Consider the following 19276-nt stretch of genomic DNA (forward strand, 5'->3'; position numbering starts at 1 on the left):
GACGATCTGGGCGTCGGTGGGGGTGGCGCGGACCTGCATGCCGAAGCGGGTGGCGTCGGGCGCTGCGGGCGGGATGGTGGCGGCGATGATGCCGCCTGCCTCGGGCAGCTCGGCGAAGGCCTGGCAGGGGATGGTGGCGTCGAGGGCCTGGGGGAGGTAGGAGATCAGGGGTGCTTCGACGTCGGTGGCCTGGGCGTCCTGGGGCCAGCTGAGGGTGGAGGTGGTCTGGGCGACGGGCATCAGGGGGGTGGCGATGGCGAGGATGAATCCGGCGAGGCCGGTGATCACCGCTACCAGACGAGCTAGCCGTACCGTGCGCGCATCCCTTTTTGTAGCCACGGGAACTGATGGTATTCGGACCTCGTGGACGACGACGCCCCGGCCATGGCTGGCCGGGGCGTGTCGGGGCTATTCGCGCGGGTAGTCGTCGTCGTCGGGGACCTCCTGGAGCTGCTCCACGAGGTCTGCCTCGTTGGCCTCCATGCTGCGGGAACCCGTGTCCTGGGTTTCCTCGTCCTCGGGTCGCACCGGGGTGGCCTGCTCGATCCGGTCCGCCTCGGGGGCATCGAAGCCGTAGGGCGAGGATGCGCGTGAGGTCATGATGTCCTCCTCGTATCGTTCGCGGAAGCCAGCCCGGCCGGGCCGCGCCGTCCGTTCCAGTCTACGGAGCAGGCGTGCGCGGGGCACGGTGATCCGGTGGTAGCGGCCCGAGGGTGGTCATACAGTGACGAGGATCGTCCCGTCGCGCACCTCGGCATGATGCACGGTGACCGGCGGGACATCGCCGGCAGTGCATTCGCCGGTGGCGAGCGAGAAGCCGTACTGGTGCAGCGGGCACATCACCACGGTGTTGTCGATCTGGCCGTCGGCGAGCGGGCCTCCCCTGTGCGGGCAGACCGCGGCGGTGGCGCGGACAGTCCCGTCGGGCAGCAGGAACACTGCGATCTGCTGGCCCTCGACGACGTAGGCGCGTCCCTCGCCGGGCGTGAGGTCGGTGATGGGGCCGACTGCAATGGCGTGCCGTGTGCTCATCGGACCGGCACCTGTGGCAGGGGCAGCAGCGGCAGGGCTGGTGCGAACTGGGCAGGGGAGCGTGGCTCGGTCCGCTCGAGCCACGGATCGCGGTACCCGTCCACGGACTGCTGCAATCGCTCATCGAGCCTGGCCGCGATGCCGTCGCTGTCGTCGATCAGCACGGCGCGCAGCGCGTCGAGCCCGACGCGGGGCACGAAGTCATAGGTGCGCTCCAGCCATCTGCCGTTCTCCCGGTAGTACTGCACGAACCGCCCGGCGAGCCGCAGCACCTCATCGGCCGAGCCGACGGTGGCGAGCAGGTCGCCCTTGCGGATGTGCGCCCCCGCCGCGCCGCCGACGTAGATCTCCCAGCGGCCATCGCCGACCGCCACGACGCCGAGATCCTTGCACAGTGCCTCCGAGCAGTTGCGGGGGCAGCCCGCCACCGCCATCTTCAGCTTCGCGGGGCACTCGAGGCCCTGCAGGCGCTCCTCCATGCGGATGCCGAGGGCGGTGGAATCATCGAGCCCGTAGCGGCAGAAGTCGCTGCCCACGCACGTCTTCACCGTCCGCATGGACTTGCCGTACGCGAATCCGGACGGCATGCCGAGATCGCCCCACACCTTTGGCAGGTCCTCCTTCTTGATGCCGAGCAGGTCGATGCGCTGGCCACCGGTGACCTTCACCATCGGCACCTGGTACTTGTCGGCGACGTCGGCGATCTTGCGGAGCTGTTCGGGCGTGGTGACGCCGCCCTTCATCTGGGGCACCACCGAGAACGTGCCGTCGCGCTGGATGTTGGCGTGCACGCGATCGTTGATGAACAGCGCGCCCCGCTCGTCGACCCAGTCCGGGCCCCACACCGTGCGCAGCAGCGAGGCGAGCGGCATCTTGGCCGTAGCGTCCTCCTGGCCGCCCGCGGCGAGCTCGGCGAAGACCTGCGAGACGGCACGCAGGTCGCGGGCGCGGATCTCGGTGATCAGATCGGGCTTGGACAGCGGGATGCACGGCACGTACCAGTCCGCGGCGGGATCGGACTCCAGCGCGCCGTCGGCCGCGCAGGCCACCACCTCGCCGACCAGGGCCTTGCAGGAGCCGCAGCCCTTGCCGGCCCGGGTCCGCGCCATGACATCGGTGAGGGACTTCGCGCCATGCTCGACGCAGGCGACGATCGCGCCCTTCGTCACGCCGTTGCAGTTGCACACCTGGGCATCGTCGGCGAGGTCGGCGGCGCCCTGCCCCGCTGGCGCGCCACCGAGGTCGAACAGCATGCTGATGCGTTCCTCCGGCAGCTCCACCTTGTCGTCGAAGGCCTGGCTAAGGAAACCGATCTTGCTGATGTCGCCGAGCAGCATCGCCCCGATCAGCTTGCCCTCGCGCACCACCACGCTCTTGTAGACGCCTGTGCTGGGCTCGTAGAACTGGACGAACTCGTCATCCTCGCGCTCGGGGCCCTTCACGCCCATCGCGGCGACATCGATGCCCGCGACCTTCAGCTTCGTCGTGATCCGCGAGCCAAGATAGGCAGCACGCGGATCAGCACCGGTCACGACATCGGCGAGCACCACCGACTGCTCCCACACCGGCGCCACCAGCCCATACACCTCGCCGCGATGCTGCACGCACTCGCCGACCGCGAAGATCGCCGACTCGTCCTCGCACCGCATCTGGTCATCCACGACCACCCCGCGCTCCACCACCAGGCCCGCGGACCGCGCTAGCTCCGTGCTCGGCCGGATGCCTGCTGCGACCACGACCATGTCCGCACCGAGGCGCGCCCCGTCGGCGAACTCGACGCCGGTGATGCTGCCCTCCTCATCGCGCAGCACGGCGGTGGTTCGCGCGCCGGTATGCACGCGGATGCCGAGCTTCTCGATCTCCTTGCGCAGCACCCGGCCCCCGCGCTCGTCGAGCTGCTGGTTCATCAGGTGCCCGGGCGAATGCACCACTTCCACCTCGAGGCCCTGCGTGCGCAGGCCGTACGCGGCCTCGAGCCCCAGCAAGCCGCCACCGATCACCACGGCATGGGTCTTGTCGCGCGAGTGCGCGAGCTGCAGCATCCCATTGGTGTCCTCGATGTTGCGGAACCCGAACACCCCCGGAAGCAGATGCCCATCGGTGCCGCGCAGGCCGTCGATGTTCGGGAAGAAGCTTGTCGAACCGGTCGCGATGACGAGCACGTCGTAGCCAACGATGCGGCCGCTCTCGCACTCCACGTGCTTGGCGAACCGATCCACTCGCACGACACGATCCCCCGCGTGCAGGGTGACGCCGTTCTCCCGGTACCAGCTCATCGGGTTGAGCAGCAGGTCATCGTCGTCGATGGTGGCCTCCCCGGCCAGCACGTGCGACAACATGATGCGGTTGTAGTTGCCGTATGGCTCATCGCCGATCATGGTGATGTCGAACAGGTCGCGGCCGCCGCGGGAGATGATCTCCTCGACCGCCCGCGCGCCGGCCATGCCGTTGCCGATGACGAGGAGCTTCCGGGCCGTCATGCGCGGACCAGCCCGAGGTCGGTGGTGGCCCCCGCGTCCGCGAACGGGAAGGCGCCCTGCAGGAACCGTGGAGTGCTCGACATGGCCTCCAGGCTCGTCGCAGTCAGTGTCGCAGCGACTACCCGAGCGTTACGCGACCGTCAGGAAGTGCTCACAGTCCCGGGAGCGGGCTCGTGCAGGGCCTCGGCCTGCAAAAGCACCGGAAGTTGCTAAACGCGATAGAAACTCCAAGGGTTTCCGAACCACTTCCAGTGCTTTTGCCCAGCGGACGGCCCCAGTGGCGGGCAGGCAGGCCTAGATGGGCAGCTTGCGGAACAGTGGGCGGGGCACATGCCGCAGCGCGGACATCACGTAGCGGTACGCCGCGGGCGCCCACACCAGTTCCTTGCCCTTGCGGGAGGCCTTGACGGCGATGCGGGCGACCTCATCGGCGGTAATGGTCATGGGTGCCTCGTCCATGCCGTCGGTCATCTTGGTGCGCACCATGCCGGGCCGCACGACGGTGATGATGACGCCGTGGGGGCGCAGGGCCTCGCCGAGGCCGAGGTAGAAGCCATCGAACCCGGCCTTGGAGGAGCCGTAGACGAAGTTGGAGCGGCGCACGCGCTCCCCAGCGACGGAGGAGAACGCGATGATGCGGCCGTGGCCCTGGGCCTTCATCTTCTCGCCGAGGATCACGCCTGCGGAGACGGCGGCGGTGTAGTTGACGGTGGCGAGCTTGACGGCCTCGTCCTGGTTCTGCCACAGCTCCTCGGCGTCCCCGAGCAGGCCGAACGCGACGACGGCGACGTCGACGTCATGGCCGGCGAAGGCCTCGTCGAGGGCCTTCTGGTGGGTGCTGGTCTCCAGTGCGTCGAAGTCGACGAGGGTGACAGTGGCACCAGCCTGGCGCAGGCGGGTGGCTGCATCGTCGCGACGGTCGGAGGGGCGGGCGGCAACGATCACGCGCAGCGGCCCCGCCACCAGGTACTCATCGGCCACGGCGAGCGCGATGTCGGAGGTGCCGCCGAGCAGCAGGATCGTGTTGGGGTTGCCTACAGCATCAATCACAGGAGTTCCAGCCTTCTGGCGAGATCGGAGACAAAGACACCATTGGGGTCCACGGAGCGGCGGACCTTGATCCACTCATCGATCCGCGGGTACATGGCATGGAAGGTCTCGGCGCTGGTGCGGGAGTCCTTCGCGAGGTAGAGGCGGCCACCCATCTCGAGGACCCGGCGGTCGAGGTCGCGGACGAGCTCGTGCAGGCCCGGCTTGATGGGGAAGTCCACGCAGATGTTCCAGCCCGGCATGGGGAACGACAGGGGAGCGTCGTTGCCCGGGCCGAAGCGCTTGAACACGTTGAGGAACGAGTAGTGCCCGCTGTGGGCGATGTCGTGGATGATGCGCCGGAACTCGTCGACGGCACTGATCGGCACGATGAACTGGTACTGCAGGAATCCCACGTCGCCGTAGGCGCGGTTCCACTCCCCGAACAGATCGAGCGGGTGATAGAACTGCGTCAGGTTCTGGACCTTGTTCCGGTAGGTGCCGGACTTCTGGTACCACAGCTCGCCGAGCATCCCGAAGGTGAGCTTGTTGCCCATGCCGTTGGGGAAGATGTCGGGGAGCGTCATCAAGGTCGGCGCGTCGAACTTGAGCGGGTCCTTCTGCAGCTTCTTGGGCAGCTGATCGAACTTCGCTAGCGATCCGCGCGAGATCGCGGCCCGGCCTAGCTTGGGCCCCTTGGAGATCGCGTCGAACCAGCCCGAGGAGTAGTCGTAGTTCTCCTCGCTGCCATCGCTGTGCAGGGCGATCGTCTCATCAAGGTTGGCGGTGCGGTCGCCGTCAGCGATGAAGTACGCCGTCTCGGTGGGGGTCATCTTGATGACCGCGCGCAGGATGATGCCGGTCAGCCCCTGCCCGCCCACGGTGGCCCAGAACAGCTCCGAGTCCTTGCCGCGCGGCGTGATGGTGCGGATCTGCCCGTCGGCGGTCAGCAGGTCCAGCGATACGACGTGGTTGCCGAAGCTGCCCGCGCTGTGATGGTTCTTGCCGTGGATATCCGAGCCGATCGCGCCGCCGACAGTCACCTGCCGGGTACCGGGAAGCACGGGAACCCACAGGCCGAACGGCAGCGCCGCCTTCATCAACTGGTCGAGATTCACCCCAGCGTCGACATCTACGAGCTGGGTGTCCGCGTCGATCGAGTGGATCGAGTTCAGCGGATTCATGTCGATGACGAGGCCGCCACCGTTCTGGGCCGGATCGCCATAGGACCGTCCGAGCCCGCGCGCGATGATGCCGCGCTTGAGGTAGGACGGGGCGTCTTCGGCCTTCTCGCTCGCCATGCGGACCGCCTTGGCGATCAGCTCGATATCGGGCGTCGAGAGGACCTCAGCGGTGGTGGGCGCGGTACGGGCCCAGCCTGTGAGGGTGCGCGTCTGCGTGGGCAGCTCCGGCGAGAAGCCCGGGGCCCCGGAATTCGTGGTCGTGGACATCACGGTAGAGATTACTCGCCCCGCGCCGCTTCGGGTGGGTGGACAGCCCGGTTTGGTGCGACCGCTGTGCTGAACACTCGTGCGCCCGTGGCCCAGAGCGCGTCGAGGTCCGATCCTGGCGGGTAGCGATGGTCCAGCTCAAGGATGGTGGTGCCGTGCGCGAACGACCACAATGCCTGCGCGGCAAGCGGATCGCCCGTGGCGAGGAAGAAGGGTTGGCCCGCCCACTCCTCCAGGCCTTCGGGGAGGACGTCGCGGGGGAGGGGCCCGCTCGTGGCGAGCCGGTAGAGGTGCGGGCGCGCCGTGGCCAGGGCCCGGTAGGCGGCGAGCAGGTCGTGCACCGAGCCGGTCGCCGCGTGCAGGGCAGTGCCGGACTGATGCAGGGCATCGGTGATGAGCACCGCGCGGATCGCGTCGCGGCTGGTGAAGTGCTTGTACAAAGACGGTGCCTTGATGCCCAGGGCGGTGGCCAGCGAGCGCATAGTGACCGCCTCCCAGCCCTGTTCGTCGAGGATGGCGTGGGCGGCGTCGGCGATCTCGCGGGCCCGGGGGGCGAGGCTGGTCACGGCCGGGCAGCTTACCGCGCTGCTTGCTGCTCGACACGCTCCTTCAGCGCACGGTTCATCGCGTCGAAGCTATCGCGCACATCGAGCGATCCTCCGGCGAGGGGCACGAGGGCGCCGCGGAAGTTCTCGCCCTGCACGAAGCGGGTGCGCTCGCCGGGGAGTTCCTCGAGGAGGAAGTAGTGCTCGCCGTCGACGATGCCAGGGGCGACGAAGCGTCCGATCCAGCGGAGCTCGCGCGCTGGCTCCGCGGCGGTGATGCGCGGCTCGAACGTCATCGTCGATCCCTTGTTCTCGAGTGTGTTGTGCAGGCGGGTCCCGGTGGTGGCGGTGCCTTCCGCGGAGGTGATGAAGGGGTTCCACTGCTCGTAGGCCTCGAAATCGGTGAGCGTGGCCCACACGGCCTCGGGTGGCGCGTCGATGGTGATGGCTGTCTCGATTCCGGGCTTGGCGAGGACGGTATAGAGGTAGCTGCCCGCCGCTGCGATGACGGTAATGGCGAGCAGGGCAGCGGCGGTGATCGCGATGACGCGCATGATGACTCCTCGTGCGGGGACGACAGCTCGGCTAACGCTGTTAGCTATCACTTTAGGCTAACGGTGTTAGCTGCGCAAGGTGGTGCCACCCACGCCCCGCAATCCGGCGCGCCGCGATACGCTCGACCGGTGACCCGACAGCCGCACGAGCCCCCCGAGCAGCACCACGAGGTGCCCCTGCCCGTCGAGCTACCCCTCGACGAATACGTGAGCACCGCGGACGTCGACCTCAAGACACAGATCATCCGGTTCGGCGTCACCGGCGGGCTCTCCGCCATCGTCGACTTCGGCAGCCTGCTGATCCTCCGCTACTTCGGCCTCCCTTTCGAGGTAGCCAAAGCCATCAGCTTCATCCTCGGCACCACCACTGCCTACATGATCAACCGGCGCTGGACCTTCAAGGCCGAGCACAGCAACAAGCGCTTCGCCGCCGTCGTCGCCCTCTACGGCCTCACCTTCGTCCTCCAGGTCGGCATCAGCGCCCTCATCTTCTACAGCCTCCAGGGCCGCTGGAACGAGCTCATCGTCACCACCATCGCGTTCGTCATCGCCCAAGGCATCGCGACGATCATCAACTTCATCGTCCAGCGCGTCGTCATCTTCCGCATCCACTAGAGGCGCGGGAGCTGGCTACCCCGCGAACCGCGGCAGGATCCCATCGTCGAGTGCCTCCTGCAGCGACGGCGCGGCCTTGTCCTTATCGGACAGGACGGGAGAAAGTGGCTTCCCGGTGTGGCCCAGCCGTGGCCATTCGATGCCGATGGCAGGGTCGAGGGGATCGATGCCATGCTCGGCCGCGGGGTTGTAGCCGCTGGTGACGAGGTAGGCGACGGTGGCCTGCTCGCTGAGCGCGAAGAATCCGTGCCCGAGGCCGACGTCGAGGTAGATGGCCCGGTGGGAGAGATCGTCGAGCAGCACGCTGTCCCACTGCCCGAAGGTGGGGGAGCCGACGCGGATGTCGACCACCACGTCGAGGACCGCGCCACTGACGCATTTGACGTACTTGGCCTGGCCGGGCGGCACGTCGGCGAAGTGGATGCCGCGCAGCGTCCCCTCGGTCGAGGTGGACATGTTGGCCTGCTCGAGGCGGAAGCGATGCCCGGTGGCCTTCTCGAATGCCTCCTGCTTGAACCATTCATGGAACGAGCCGCGGTGGTCGCCGAACAGGCGGGGAGTTATCTCCCATGCGCCGTTGATGCTGAGTTCACGAAATTCCATCTGCAAGCTCCCGATGCATGAGGTCGATCAAGTATTGGCCGTATCCGGACTTGACGAATGGCTCTGCCCGCTCGAGGAGCTCGTCCGCGGTGATGTAGCCGCAGCGCCAGGCTACTTCCTCGGGAGCGCCGATCTTGAGGCCCTGCCGGTGCTCGATGGTGCGCACGAAGTTCGACGCCTCGAGGAGGGAATCGAACGTGCCCGTGTCGAGCCACGCGGTGCCGCGCCCGAGCTTCTCCACAGAGAGGCTGCCAGCGCGCAGGTACTCGAGGTTGACGTCGGTGATCTCGAGCTCGCCGCGCGGCGATGGCTTGAGGTTCCGCGCGATCTCGATGACGTCATTGTCGTAGAAATACAGGCCAGGTATGGCGTAGTTCGATTTCGGATTCTTCGGCTTCTCCGCGAGGGAAACGGCACGGCCAGCGTCGTCGAACTCGATGACGCCATACGAGCTGGGATTGGACACCCAGTATCCGAATACCGAGCCGCCGGTGATCGTCGAGAATCGAGCGAGGCTGGTCCCTGTTCCGGGGCCGTAGAAGATGTTGTCGCCGAGGATCAGCGCGACGGGTCCGGTGCCGATATGGTCGGCCCCGAGGGTGAACGCCTGGGCCAGGCCCTGTGGTTCCGGCTGCACCTTGTAGGTGAGCGAGATGCCGAACTGGCTGCCGTCGCCGAGCAGGCGCACGAACTGCTCCCGATCATGCGGCGTCGTAATAATCAGGATGTCACGAATTCCGGCGAGCATGAGCGTCGAAAGCGGATAATAGATCATCGGCTTGTCGTAAACCGGAAGCAATTGCTTGCTCGTTCCCAGGGTGATCGGATGCAATCGCGAACCGGTGCCGCCCGCCAGGATTATTCCGCGCATGCCGCAATACTGTCAGGTTCGACGCCGGATGCAAGCCACCCCGCGAGCGCGCCACGGTCCCCTGCGTGCCACGGCCCTCAGCGGCGCAGGGCCTCCCGCCACGGGATCCGCGCGCCCATGCGCAGCACCGAGTTGCTGTAGATGCGCGCCGCGAGCACGGAGATCGCTGCGCATGCCGCCACCATGAGGACGAGCGACCCGGCGATCTCGATCATCGAGGCCTCGCCCGTGGCGACCCGGATCGGCATCGCGAACGCCGAGAACGGCGGTAGCCACGCCGTCACCACAGCCAGCGTGCCCCCCGGATTCGTCAGGTTCATGACGCTCGCGCCCAAGCATGCGAACATCACCATGATCACCGGCGCCTGCACCGACTGGACTTCCTCCTGCCGCGACACCAAAGACCCGGCCGCGGCGTACAGCAACGCGAAGAACAAGTAGCCCAGCAGCGCCCACACAACCAGCGAGGCAAACATCGCGACCTCGCTCCCGGATATCGTGAGCAGCCCCGTCAGGCTCGCCACCACCAGGCCCACCGCCGCGTAGGTGAGCACCTGGAGCAGACCCGCCGCGCCGATGCCGAGCACCTTGCCCCACAGCAGTTGCAGCGGCTTGATCGTCGACAGCAGGATCTCGACCACCCTGCTCGACTTCTCCTCCACGACGCCCATCGCCACATACATGCCGAAGCCGAACACCAGGCCGGTCAGCAGGTACAGCACGACGCCCGCGATGATGGTCTGCTGCGTGGCGTCCGAATCCGGCGGATCAGCGACCTCCACCTCGACCCCGGACGCAGCATCCGCCGCGAAAGCCTCGGGATCCACACCCTGTGCCTGCAAGGCCGCATCGAAGGCCAGAGCGCTCGCCGCCGACTCCAGCACCGCCGCCATTGGCGGATCCAGCGGCTCCACGCTATAGGCATCAAGAACAGTGTCCGAGCGGCCCAGCAGCGCGACCCCGGCATCCTCGCCGTCCACCCAGGCCCGCGCCTCCTCGACGCTCGCGGCGTCCCGTGCCTCGACGAGCACCCCGAGAGCCTCGCCCGATGCCTCGACCGCTTCCGCCTCCACCGACAAGCCCGGCGCCACCGCCACCACCGTCGGCTCCGGCTCCCCGTCGCCCCGGAACAGCGAGAACGCCACCAGGCCGCCGACGATGATCACCAGCGTGATGATGTTGCCCACCACGAACGACTTCGTGCGCACCTGCGCCCGGAACTCCCGCAGCGCCACCAGAAGGACTGCCGAACTGCTCTGACCACTGCTCATGCCGCCACAACCTCCCGGTACAGATCCGTCAACGACGGCACATGCGACGCGAACCGCTCCACGCGGCCAGTGCCCAGCGCCGCCCGCAGCACCGCCTGATCATCGACCCCAGGCTCCAGCTCCAGCACCACCACACCATCGGTCGCGCTCACCACGCGCACGCCCTCCACGCGAGGCGCCCACCCCGGCGGCGCATCCGGCACCACCACTTCCAGCATCCGGCCGCCCCGCGACCGCAGCTCCTCCACCGGGCCCACCGCGCGCATCCGGCCCTCCTTGATGATCCCCACCCGATCGCACAACCGCTGCACCAGATCCAGCTGATGGCTCGAGAACACCACCGGCACACCCTCAGCGGCCTTCTCCCGCAGCACCTCCGTCATCACATCCACTGCCACCGGATCCAGCCCCGAGAACGGCTCATCCAGCACCAGCACCGACGGGTCGTGCACCAGCGCCGCCGCCAGCTGCACCCGCTGCTGATTGCCCAGGCTCAGTGCTTGCAGCTCCATCGAGCGCTTGTCCTCCAGGCCCAGCCGCTCCGTCCACCGCTCCATCGCCGCCGACGCATCCTTCGGCGACAAGCCATGCAACCGCGACAGGTACACCAGCTGCTCGCCCACCCGCATCTTCGGATACAACCCGCGCTCCTCCGGCATGTAGCCGATCCGCTGCCGCACCGCCAGATCCACCGGAGAGCCCGCGATCCTCACCGAGCCCGCGTCCGAGGCCAGCACCCCCAGGATGATGCGCATCGTCGTTGTCTTGCCCGCGCCATTCGACCCCACGAACCCGAACAGCTCGCCCGCCCCGACCGAGAACGACACCCCATCGAGCGCCACCACACCCCCGAAACGCTTGCTGACCTCATCGACCTCCAGCACCCCGACCACCCTCCAGCCCTCTTCCCGCCAACGAGACACACTGTGACCAACACGCTAGCCGGGGGAGGGGTAGGGCGCAGGGGGACGGGTGGGATGTCCGGTTTGGGGGCGCGGGCTGGGTGTTCGGCCTCAGGCGGGCTGGCTGTTCGGCCTCGGAAGTGTGCGGTTTTGCCCGCTCGGACGGACTTGGGAGGGGGCGAAACCTCACACTTCCGGGATGCGGGGGTGAGGTGGCGGCGCGATGCCTGGCTAGGCCCGCACCCAGCCCCGCCCCACTAGGCTGCAAGGGCATCGTTCCGATGGTTGGCGAAGGTGGGTTGAGCGTGCGGGTTCTCGTGACGGGCGGGGCGGGATTCATTGGTGCGAACTTCGTGCATCTGACGGTGCGGGAGCGCCCGGATGCGCGGGTGACGGTGCTGGACAAGCTGACGTACGCCGGTCGGTGGGAGTCGCTGGCGCCGGTGGCGGACCAGGTGGAGCTCGTGCAGGGCGATGTCGCGGACGCGGCGCTGGTCGATGAGCTGGTGGCCCGCCACGATCTGGTGGTGCATTTCGCGGCCGAGTCGCACAACGACAACTCGCTGCGTTCGCCGGAGCCGTTCATCCACACCAACATCATGGGGACGTTCGTGCTGCTCGAGGCGGTGCGCAAGCACGGCGTGCGGCTGCATCACATCTCGACCGATGAGGTGTTCGGGGATCTCGAGCTCGACGATCCGGAGCGGTTCAGCGAGGCCACGCCGTATCGCCCGTCGAGCCCGTACTCGTCGTCGAAGGCATCGGCGGACCTGCTGGTGCGCGCCTGGGTGCGCTCGTTCGGGGTGGCCGCCACGATCTCCAACTGCTCCAACAACTACGGGCCTTACCAGCACGTGGAGAAGTTCATCCCGCGGCAGATCACCAACCTCCTCACCGGGCGTCCCATCAAGCTTTATGGCGCGGGCGAGAACGTGCGCGACTGGATCCACGTGGACGATCACAACCGCGCCGTATGGACCATCATCGACCACGGCAAGCTGGGGGAGACCTACCTCATCGGCGCGGACGGCGAGAAATCCAACAAGGACGTCATCGCCGACATCCTCGACCTCATGGGCCACACCCTCGACGAGGTGGAGCACGTCACGGACCGCCCCGGCCACGACATGCGCTACGCCATCGACGCCACCCGCCTGCGCACCGAGCTCGGCTGGCAGCCCCACTACCGCGACTTCCGCGACGGACTCGCCGCCACCATCGACTGGTACCGCGACAACGCCGACTGGTGGCAGCCCGTCAAGGACTCCACCGAGAGGCAGTACGAGGGGTAGCGCGGGGGCGGATGGGTGATAATGAGGCCCCTGTGAACGAGGCGAGGTGGGCAAGGCATGGCGATCAAGTACCTCGGCTCCAAGCGTGTCTTGGTTCCGGTTCTGGGGGACCTGCTAGCGGCGAGCGGTGCCGGTACCGCGTTGGATCTGTTCACGGGCACGACGCGGGTGGCGCAGGAGTTCTGCCGCAGGGGCGCGCGCACGACGGCGGTGGATCTGGCTACGTATTCGGAGGTTCTGGCCCAGTGCTATGTGGAGCTTGACGCTGCCGCGGTGGATCGCGCCGAGATAGTTGATGCGCTGGAGCATCTCGAGTCATTGCCGCCTGTCCGGGGCTACATCACCGAGACGTTTTGCGAGGCGAGCCGCTATTTCCATCCCAAAAATGGTGTTCGCATCGACGCGATCCGCGAGGGGATCGACGAGCACTATGGGGATAGCTGGCTGCGTCCTGTTCTCTTGACGAGCTTGATGGAGGCCGCTGATGCGGTGGACTCGACCGTGGGTATCCAGATGGCGTACCTCAAGCAGTGGGCGCGCCGGGCGAGCAATGATCTCAAGCTGAAGGTTCCTGAGTTGACGCCGTGCGCGGGCAAGGCGGTGCGCGGGGACGCGACGGAACTGGTGCATTCGCTGCCTCATGTGGATCTTGCTTATCTGGATCCGCCCTACAACCAGCATCGATACTTCACGAACTACCACATCTGGGAGACGCTGGTTCGCTGGGATGCGCCGGAATGCTATGGGGTGGCGTGCAAGCGGATCGATAGCAGGGATCCGGCGACGATGAGTGTATTCAATCGCAAGCGCGAGATGGCTCCCGCGCTGGCGCAGACCATCAAGTCGGTGAATGCGGATGTGGTCATGGTCAGTTTCTCGAACGAGGGCTATGTTCCGCTCGAGGATCTGGTCGAGATGTGCAAGGCCCGCGGCAATCCTGTCGAGGTCCTTGCTTTTGATGCGAAGCGGTATGTGGGTTCGTTGATCGGCATCTATAACCCGAGCGGCGATAAGGTCGGCAAGGTATCGCACACCCGCAACACGGAGTATGTCCTGCTCAGCGGGGAAGCTGACCGGATCGGGGATATGGCCAGCACGGTGCTCGATCGGACCCAGCAGTTCTCGCGCGCCGGGAGTGCTGTGTCCTGACGAGAAACGGCCGAGGCCCCCCGCAGATCATGCGAGGGGCCCCGGTCGATTCCTACTGGATCAGCTTGTGGCCTTGTCCAGCTTGGTGGCGGCGATGCCCGCACCGACCATCACGGCGCCGAGCACGAAGTGCAGCCAGTTGTCAGCAGTGTTGAGGCCGACGAAGTTGAAGTTGGTGTCCAGGTCGATGACCAGGCCGTAGGCCCACAGCACCAGGTAGATGGCACCGCCGGCGAGGAGGAACCAGCGCGCTCCGGCCGCGGTGCGGGCCAGGACGAGGCCGACAACACCGAAGAGCAGGTGCACGATGTTGTGCAGGACGGACACGGCGAAGATGCCGAGCAGCTGGGCGTGCTCGCCGCCGTGGCCGTGGCCAGCGAAGGCAAGGTCGCCGTAGTTGGTGGTGATGCCCGGGATGAACCCGAGGATGCCGACGAGGATGAACACGGCACCAAAGACGCCGGCGATGATCTGGCCGGTGGACTTGCCGTTGAGTACTGCGGGACGGGTCACGGGAGTGATCCTTTCGGTTGGTTGCGCTCTTGCTGATCGAGCTTCTGCGGGTCATTCGCTGGCCAGCTACCGCGTGGATTGGCCGATGACGTGCGGCGATGATCACACCTGAGGGGTGGAACGGATGCGCCGCGCCGGGCGATCGCGCGTGCGGATGCCATTATCCGGGGGCGCCGATATACTCCCGGCAGGCGCAACAATCTGTCGCAAAACGGGGAGGAGCCACCATGGCGAAGGATCTCGCGCGCGGCCCCGCCCGCACCGGGGAGCGCGCCCTCGCCCCCGACCTTGCCCGCGGATTCATGCTGCTGCTCATCGCCATCGCCAACACCCCGTGGTACCTGTGGGGCCGCGAGGGAGAGCGGCTCGCCGCGCATCCCCCAGGCGGCTCCGCCCTGGACCAGGCGACGCAGGCGCTCATCGTCACCACCGTGGACCTGCGCGTCTACCCGATGTTCGCGTTCCTCTTCGGCTACGGCATCGTCATGCTTTATCAACGCCAGATCGCCGCGGGCACCCCGGAGCGGGCCGCGCGCGCCCTGATCCAGCGCCGCAACGTGTGGCTGCTCGTCTTCGGTTTCGCGCATGCGCTGCTGCTGTGGTTCGGCGACATCCTCGGCGCGTACGGCCTGGTAGGCCTCATCCTGGTATGGCTGTTCCTGCGCCGCACCGACCGCACGGTGCTGCTGTGGAGCGTCATCGGAGTCGCCGTGCTGGCCATGCTGACCTTCCTGGCGCTGATCACCGCGCTGTCCGTGCCGCCCGCCGACCAGCCCAGCGAATCATTCAGCCCGTACTTCATCATCGATGCCGCCAATGGCGAATCGAACTACTTCATCTCCGCTGTGACACGAGTGGCCTTCTGGGGAGCACTGATCCTCTTCCAGGGAATCGTCAGCCTCGCGGTGCCCATCGCGATCCTGCTCGGCATCTGGGCGGCACGCCACCGCATCCTCGAGCAGCCTGGCCAGCACCTGCGGCTCCTGCGCGTCACCGCGATCACCGGCATCGCGCTCGGATGGGCCGGGGGCGCGCTCGCGGCGTCCGCCAAGCTCGGCGCGTGGGAACCGTCGGATGCGATGCGCGGCGCTCTCGAGTTCGTGCAGCTGAGCACCGGGCTCACCGGTGGGGTCGGCTATGTCGCCCTGTTCGGGCTGCTAGGCCACTGGCTGCAACCGCGGGTGCCCCTCGGTATCGCGGGAACCGCCATCACCGCCGTCGGCAAGCGATCCCTCTCCTGCTACCTCGCGCAATCCATCCTGTGCGCGCCGATCCTCGCCGCCTGGGGCCTCGGCCTCGGCGAGCACCTCCACAGCGCCAGCATGGCCGCCTACGCCATCGCCGTCTGGATCCTCATCGCGGCATGGGCGTACTGGCTGGAGCGAGGTGGCAAGCAAGGTCCGTTCGAGAAGGTGCTGCGGGGCCGTGTGTACGGGCGGGCGAGCTAGGGGCGTCATGGCTCGCCTGGCCTCCGCGCGGCCGTAAACGCGATAGAAATTCCCGGGAATCCAGGTCGGTTTCTATCGCGTTTGGCAACTTCCGGTGCTTTTGCCCCGCGAGGGCCGGGCGCCTAGCGTCCCGAGTCGTTCTTGAGTTGCTTCGGCCAGCGAACCGCAGTGGTCGGCCACAGCTGGATGAGGTACTGCTCAACAGGATCTTCCTCGAATAGTGGCCCGTCATAGTAGGTACCCTTGCCATTCGCATGTACGCGCACCCCATAGCGGTGGCTCCCTGCGGGCGTCAGCGTCATCCCCGGCTCCGTGGGCAGAAAGACCTCAAGCTCGCGTCCTTGCAGTACCAAACCCTTGCCCTTGTACTCCACGATTCCTTCCGCGACATCCTCCCACCTATCCAATTCCTGAGGTGGCTTGGAATCGTGCAGTTCCACGGTTACGTCGACGGGGCCGTAGGAGATCCCGACGTACATGAGCACGGTGTCCTCGGCGAAGGTCGCAAGCCTCGTGTACGGGTAGGCGCCGGGGACGATCTCGCGCATATCGCCTGGCGATAGTTCCAAGAGATGATCCTCGGTGGGGACAACCGCCTGATAGCTGGATTGGAGCATTCCGCCTGCCTCCTGTCACGGGTCCGGGGGCATAGGTAACCCTCATGGCGCGCCCGACTGCAAGTGGCCCCTGCTCCGCGGTAAACGCGATAGAAACTGCCGGGAATCCAGGTCGGTTTCTATCGCGTTTGGCGATTTCGGGTGCTTTTTCCCAGCAGTCGCCCGCCGGCCACCCGCCCGCCGGCCAGCCACCAACCAACCCGCCAGCCACGCTAGGGCCGCCGGAACTGCTCCTCGCGCCCGAGCTTGCGCAGCCGGTTCCATTCCCGCCAGCCCGCCACGTCGCGCTTGCTGATCAGGAAGTACCAGCTGAATCGCACCCATTCCTGGAGCAGCAGCTTCCGCATCCCGGGCTGGGAGAGCAGGTAGCCACGGTTGCGGTAGGTGAAGTAGCGCTTCGTCTCGTTGTCGGGGTACTGGGTGTGCATGCGGCCGCCGAGGATCGGCTTGAACTCGTCGGATCCGTCGGGGTGCAGGTAGGCGGCTTGCAGGCAGGTGCCGAAGGGCAGGCCGGATCGCACGAGGCGGCGGTGCACGTCGACCTCATCGCCACGCACGAACAGGCGCAGGTCGGGCACGCCGACTGATTCGAGGGCGGTGGCGGAGAACAGCGCGCCGTTGAACAGCGAGGCGATGCCGGGCAGCAGGTCCTCGTCGCCGAGCTCGTGCCGCCAGCGCCGCCACACGAGGCCGCGGCGCAGGGGGAATGCCAGCCGGTCGGGCTCGTCGATGTTGCACACCACGGGCGAGACCTCGGAGAGCCCGTGCCGCTGGGCGCAATCGAGGAGGGTGGCGAGCACGGCGGGGCCCTCGGGGCGTCCGTCGTCGTCGGCGAGCCACACCCAGTCCGCACCGAGGGCGAGGGCGTGAAGCATGCCGAGGGCGAAGCCGCCGGCGCCACCGAGGTTGCTCTGCGAGCCGAGGTAGGTGGTCTCGATGGGCTGGTTCTCGACGAGCTCGCGCACTTCGGGCTCGTTGGCGTTGTCGACCACGATGAGGTGGTCGACGGGGCGTTGCTGGTTGGCGATCACGTCGAGGGACGCGGCGAGCAGCTCGCGCCTGCGGTGGGTGACCACCACGGCGATGATGCGTTCGTTCACCGGTTCTCCTCGATCCCGTCGCGCTTGTCCTCGATGGCCATGTCGGCGCGCACCTTGTCGACGATGCTGGCCGCCTCGGGCCCCTTGTAGTGGGTGAGCACGTCCTTGATGCTGCCGCGCTCCCGGATGGTGCCGTGATCGATCCACATGGCGGTGTCGCACAGCTGCGCGAGGAACTCGTCGGAATGGCTGGCGAAGACCAGGATGCCGGATCGCGAGACCAGTTCCTCGAGCTTGCGGCGGGCCTTGCGCATGAACTCCGCGTCCACCGCGCCGATTCCCTCGTCAAGCAGCAGGATCTCCGGCTCGATGCTGGTGACCACCCCCATAGCCACCCGCACGCGCATGCCGGTGGAGTAGGTGCGCAGGGGCATGTTGAGGTAGTCGCCGAGCTCGGTGAAGTCGGCGATCTCGTCCATGCGGGCCAGCATCTGCTTGCGGGTCATGCCGAGGAACAGGCCGCGGATGATGATGTTCTCGTAGCCGGAGATCTCCGGGTCCATGCCGACGCCGAGGTCGAAGATCGGCGCCACACGTCCCTGGACGCGGGCCTTGCCGCGGGTGGGCTCGTAGATCCCGGCGAGCAGCCGCAGCAGCGTCGACTTGCCTGCCCCGTTGTGCCCGACGAGCCCCACGCGGTCGCCCTCGCGCAGCGACATGGTGATGTCCCGGAGGGCCTCGACGACCATCACGTTGGAGTTGTTGCGCTTCATGGCGCCGCCGGCCCTGCCGAGCACGGCTTTCTTCAATGATCGTGTCTTCGCGTCGAAGATGGGGAAGTCCACGTACGCCCCGGCGGTGTCGATCCTGACCTCGCTCACGCTGCTCCTCCCTCAGACCCAGTACGCCACGCGGGCGCGATAGTTGCGCATCGCCAGCAGGGTCATGGCCCAGCCGACGACGGTGAATCCCAGCACGATCACCCAGTGGTACAGGTCCACGTGGTTGCCGAGCATGGGTGCCCGGATGATCTCCAGGTAGTGGAACAGCGGGTTGATCTCGACGAGCCGCGCGCGATCGGCGGCCTCGCCGCCCCGGTTGATCAGGCCCTCGGTGGTCCACACGATCGGCGTCATGAAGAACATCAGCAACGTCAGGCTGTTGAGGATCGGATAGATGTCGCGGTAGCGGGTGGCGAGGATGCCGAAGAACATGATCACCCACAGCACGTTCAGCACCAGCAGCACCAGCGCGGGGAACGCGAGCAGGCTATGCCACCCCAGCGGCGGCCGGAAAACCGCCAGCATGATCAGGTAGATCAGCATGTTGTGCGCGAAGAACAGCAGCAGTCGCCACGTCAGCCGGTAGACGTGCACGCTCAGCGCCGACGGCAGGAACTTGATCAGTCCCTCGTTCTTGATGAACACCTCTGCGCCGTCGATGATGGCGCCCTGGATCATCGCCCACACGATCAGGCCCACCGTGACGTGCGGCAGGAACGAGCGCAGGTCGACCTCGAGCAGCACCGAGTACAGCAGGCCCATCGCGACGGCCTGCACGCCGGTGGCGATGGTGATCCAGAACGGGCCGATCACCGAGCGGCGATACCGCTGCTTGATGTCCTGCCAGCCAAGCACCCACCACAACTCGCGCTGAGCCAGGCCGGTGCGCAGGTCCTCGATCGCGCGGCGCATCGTGCGCGAATCGGAGGTGATCTCATGCACCTCTACCTGCAGGGCATGGGCGGTCGGCTCGCCGTGGCCTCCGCTGGGCTGTGTTGCTGAGTCGGGCACGGGTCACAAGCCTAGTCGTGCCCCCTGCCCCACGGGGCGGAGGCCGCGCCGATAGCCTCGAGCAGGGTGGT

20 protein-coding genes and 1 pseudogene are annotated in these 19276 nt (G+C 67.0%); 4 read left to right on the forward strand and 17 right to left on the reverse strand.

The features are described 5' to 3' along the window. The 8 genes and pseudogenes from FXO18_RS06715 to FXO18_RS06750 all read right to left on the reverse strand — a co-directional run. Positions 1 to 339 (reverse strand): annotated as a pseudogene (locus tag FXO18_RS06715) (arabinosyltransferase); the annotation flags it as partial. Positions 340 to 408: 69 nt separating this feature from the next. Beyond that, positions 409 to 600, reverse strand: a complete 192-nt coding sequence (locus FXO18_RS06720) for a hypothetical protein (RefSeq protein WP_149360329.1) — start codon at positions 598 to 600, stop codon at positions 409 to 411. A gap of 117 nt (positions 601 to 717) precedes the next feature. Continuing rightward, positions 718 to 1032, reverse strand: coding sequence for a Rieske (2Fe-2S) protein (locus FXO18_RS06725; RefSeq protein ID WP_149360330.1), 315 nt, complete (start codon positions 1030 to 1032; stop codon positions 718 to 720). Beyond that, on the reverse strand, positions 1029 to 3512 hold the full coding sequence (gene nirB / locus FXO18_RS06730) for a nitrite reductase large subunit NirB (RefSeq protein ID WP_149360331.1): 2484 nt from the start codon (positions 3510 to 3512) through the stop codon (positions 1029 to 1031). Before nirB ends, FXO18_RS06725 begins: the two co-directional genes overlap by 4 nt. Positions 3513 to 3806: 294 nt before the next feature. After that, the gene (locus FXO18_RS06735; protein WP_149360332.1) at positions 3807 to 4562 is read right to left on the reverse strand and encodes a decaprenylphospho-beta-D-erythro-pentofuranosid-2-ulose 2-reductase; all 756 of its coding nucleotides are present in this window, start codon (positions 4560 to 4562) and stop codon (positions 3807 to 3809) included. Next, a complete protein-coding gene (locus tag FXO18_RS06740) occupies positions 4559 to 5992 on the reverse strand; it encodes an FAD-binding oxidoreductase (protein ID WP_149360333.1) in 1434 nt (477 codons plus the stop codon). The genes FXO18_RS06735 and FXO18_RS06740 overlap by 4 nt, the downstream gene beginning before the upstream one ends. A gap of 11 nt (positions 5993 to 6003) precedes the next feature. Next, positions 6004 to 6558, reverse strand: coding sequence for a TetR/AcrR family transcriptional regulator (locus tag FXO18_RS06745; RefSeq protein ID WP_149360334.1), 555 nt, complete (start codon positions 6556 to 6558; stop codon positions 6004 to 6006). A gap of 11 nt (positions 6559 to 6569) precedes the next feature. Beyond that, complete coding sequence (locus FXO18_RS06750) at positions 6570 to 7091, reverse strand: SRPBCC domain-containing protein (RefSeq protein WP_149360335.1); 522 nt, start codon at positions 7089 to 7091, stop codon at positions 6570 to 6572. A 129-nt stretch (positions 7092 to 7220) separates the two neighbouring features. Between FXO18_RS06750 and FXO18_RS06755 the strand changes: the two genes are divergently transcribed. Next, positions 7221 to 7706 (forward strand): GtrA family protein, encoded by a 486-nt coding sequence (locus FXO18_RS06755; RefSeq protein WP_149360336.1) that lies wholly within the window; start codon positions 7221 to 7223, stop codon positions 7704 to 7706. 15 nt (positions 7707 to 7721) lie between these two features. Here the strand turns inward: FXO18_RS06755 and rfbC are convergent, their stop codons facing one another. The 4 genes from rfbC to FXO18_RS06775 all read right to left on the reverse strand — a co-directional run bounded on the left by rfbC (position 7722) and on the right by FXO18_RS06775 (position 11344). Next, positions 7722 to 8309 (reverse strand): dTDP-4-dehydrorhamnose 3,5-epimerase, encoded by a 588-nt coding sequence (rfbC, locus tag FXO18_RS06760; RefSeq protein WP_149360337.1) that lies wholly within the window; start codon positions 8307 to 8309, stop codon positions 7722 to 7724. Then, on the reverse strand, positions 8296 to 9180 hold the full coding sequence (gene rfbA, locus FXO18_RS06765) for a glucose-1-phosphate thymidylyltransferase RfbA (RefSeq protein WP_149360338.1): 885 nt from the start codon (positions 9178 to 9180) through the stop codon (positions 8296 to 8298). The genes rfbC and rfbA overlap by 14 nt, the downstream gene beginning before the upstream one ends. 77 nt (positions 9181 to 9257) lie before the next feature. Then, entirely contained in the window at positions 9258 to 10451 is a 1194-nt protein-coding gene (locus tag FXO18_RS06770; protein ID WP_149360339.1) for an ABC transporter permease, read from the reverse strand. Continuing rightward, positions 10448 to 11344, reverse strand: coding sequence for an ABC transporter ATP-binding protein (locus FXO18_RS06775; protein WP_149360340.1), 897 nt, complete (start codon positions 11342 to 11344; stop codon positions 10448 to 10450). Before FXO18_RS06775 ends, FXO18_RS06770 begins: the two co-directional genes overlap by 4 nt. 314 nt (positions 11345 to 11658) lie before the next feature. On the opposite strand from FXO18_RS06775, the gene rfbB reads away from it, so the two are divergent. Both rfbB and FXO18_RS06785 read left to right on the forward strand, forming a co-directional pair. Continuing rightward, complete coding sequence (gene rfbB / locus FXO18_RS06780) at positions 11659 to 12645, forward strand: dTDP-glucose 4,6-dehydratase (protein ID WP_149360341.1); 987 nt, start codon at positions 11659 to 11661, stop codon at positions 12643 to 12645. A gap of 57 nt (positions 12646 to 12702) precedes the next feature. After that, positions 12703 to 13794: a DNA adenine methylase gene (locus FXO18_RS06785; protein ID WP_149360342.1), complete on the forward strand. Its 1092-nt coding sequence runs from the start codon at positions 12703 to 12705 to the stop codon at positions 13792 to 13794. Positions 13795 to 13854: 60 nt separating this feature from the next. On the opposite strand, the gene FXO18_RS06790 is transcribed toward FXO18_RS06785, so the two are convergent. Then, positions 13855 to 14307, reverse strand: coding sequence for a DUF4383 domain-containing protein (locus FXO18_RS06790; protein ID WP_149360343.1), 453 nt, complete (start codon positions 14305 to 14307; stop codon positions 13855 to 13857). A gap of 227 nt (positions 14308 to 14534) precedes the next feature. On the opposite strand from FXO18_RS06790, the gene FXO18_RS06795 reads away from it, so the two are divergent. Continuing rightward, complete coding sequence (locus tag FXO18_RS06795; protein ID WP_149360344.1) at positions 14535 to 15755, forward strand: DUF418 domain-containing protein; 1221 nt, start codon at positions 14535 to 14537, stop codon at positions 15753 to 15755. Positions 15756 to 15877: 122 nt separating this feature from the next. Here FXO18_RS06795 and FXO18_RS06800 read toward each other — a convergent pair whose 3' ends face one another. From FXO18_RS06800 to wzm, 4 genes are all read right to left on the reverse strand, one after another. Further along, positions 15878 to 16372 (reverse strand): hypothetical protein, encoded by a 495-nt coding sequence (locus tag FXO18_RS06800; RefSeq protein ID WP_149360345.1) that lies wholly within the window; start codon positions 16370 to 16372, stop codon positions 15878 to 15880. 212 nt (positions 16373 to 16584) lie between these two features. Then, positions 16585 to 17472 (reverse strand): galactofuranosyltransferase GlfT1, encoded by an 888-nt coding sequence (gene glfT1 / locus FXO18_RS06805; RefSeq protein ID WP_149360346.1) that lies wholly within the window; start codon positions 17470 to 17472, stop codon positions 16585 to 16587. After that, the gene (wzt, locus tag FXO18_RS06810) at positions 17469 to 18293 is read right to left on the reverse strand and encodes a galactan export ABC transporter ATP-binding subunit Wzt/RfbE (RefSeq protein WP_149360347.1); all 825 of its coding nucleotides are present in this window, start codon (positions 18291 to 18293) and stop codon (positions 17469 to 17471) included. The genes glfT1 and wzt overlap by 4 nt, the downstream gene beginning before the upstream one ends. A 12-nt stretch (positions 18294 to 18305) precedes the next feature. Continuing rightward, complete coding sequence (gene wzm / locus FXO18_RS06815) at positions 18306 to 19148, reverse strand: galactan export ABC transporter permease subunit Wzm/RfbD (protein WP_456237247.1); 843 nt, start codon at positions 19146 to 19148, stop codon at positions 18306 to 18308. Between the last annotated feature and the right edge of the window lie 128 nt (positions 19149 to 19276).

Source organism: Lolliginicoccus suaedae, assembly GCF_008312885.1.
In the GTDB taxonomy this organism is placed as follows: domain Bacteria; phylum Actinomycetota; class Actinomycetes; order Mycobacteriales; family Mycobacteriaceae; genus Lolliginicoccus; species Lolliginicoccus suaedae.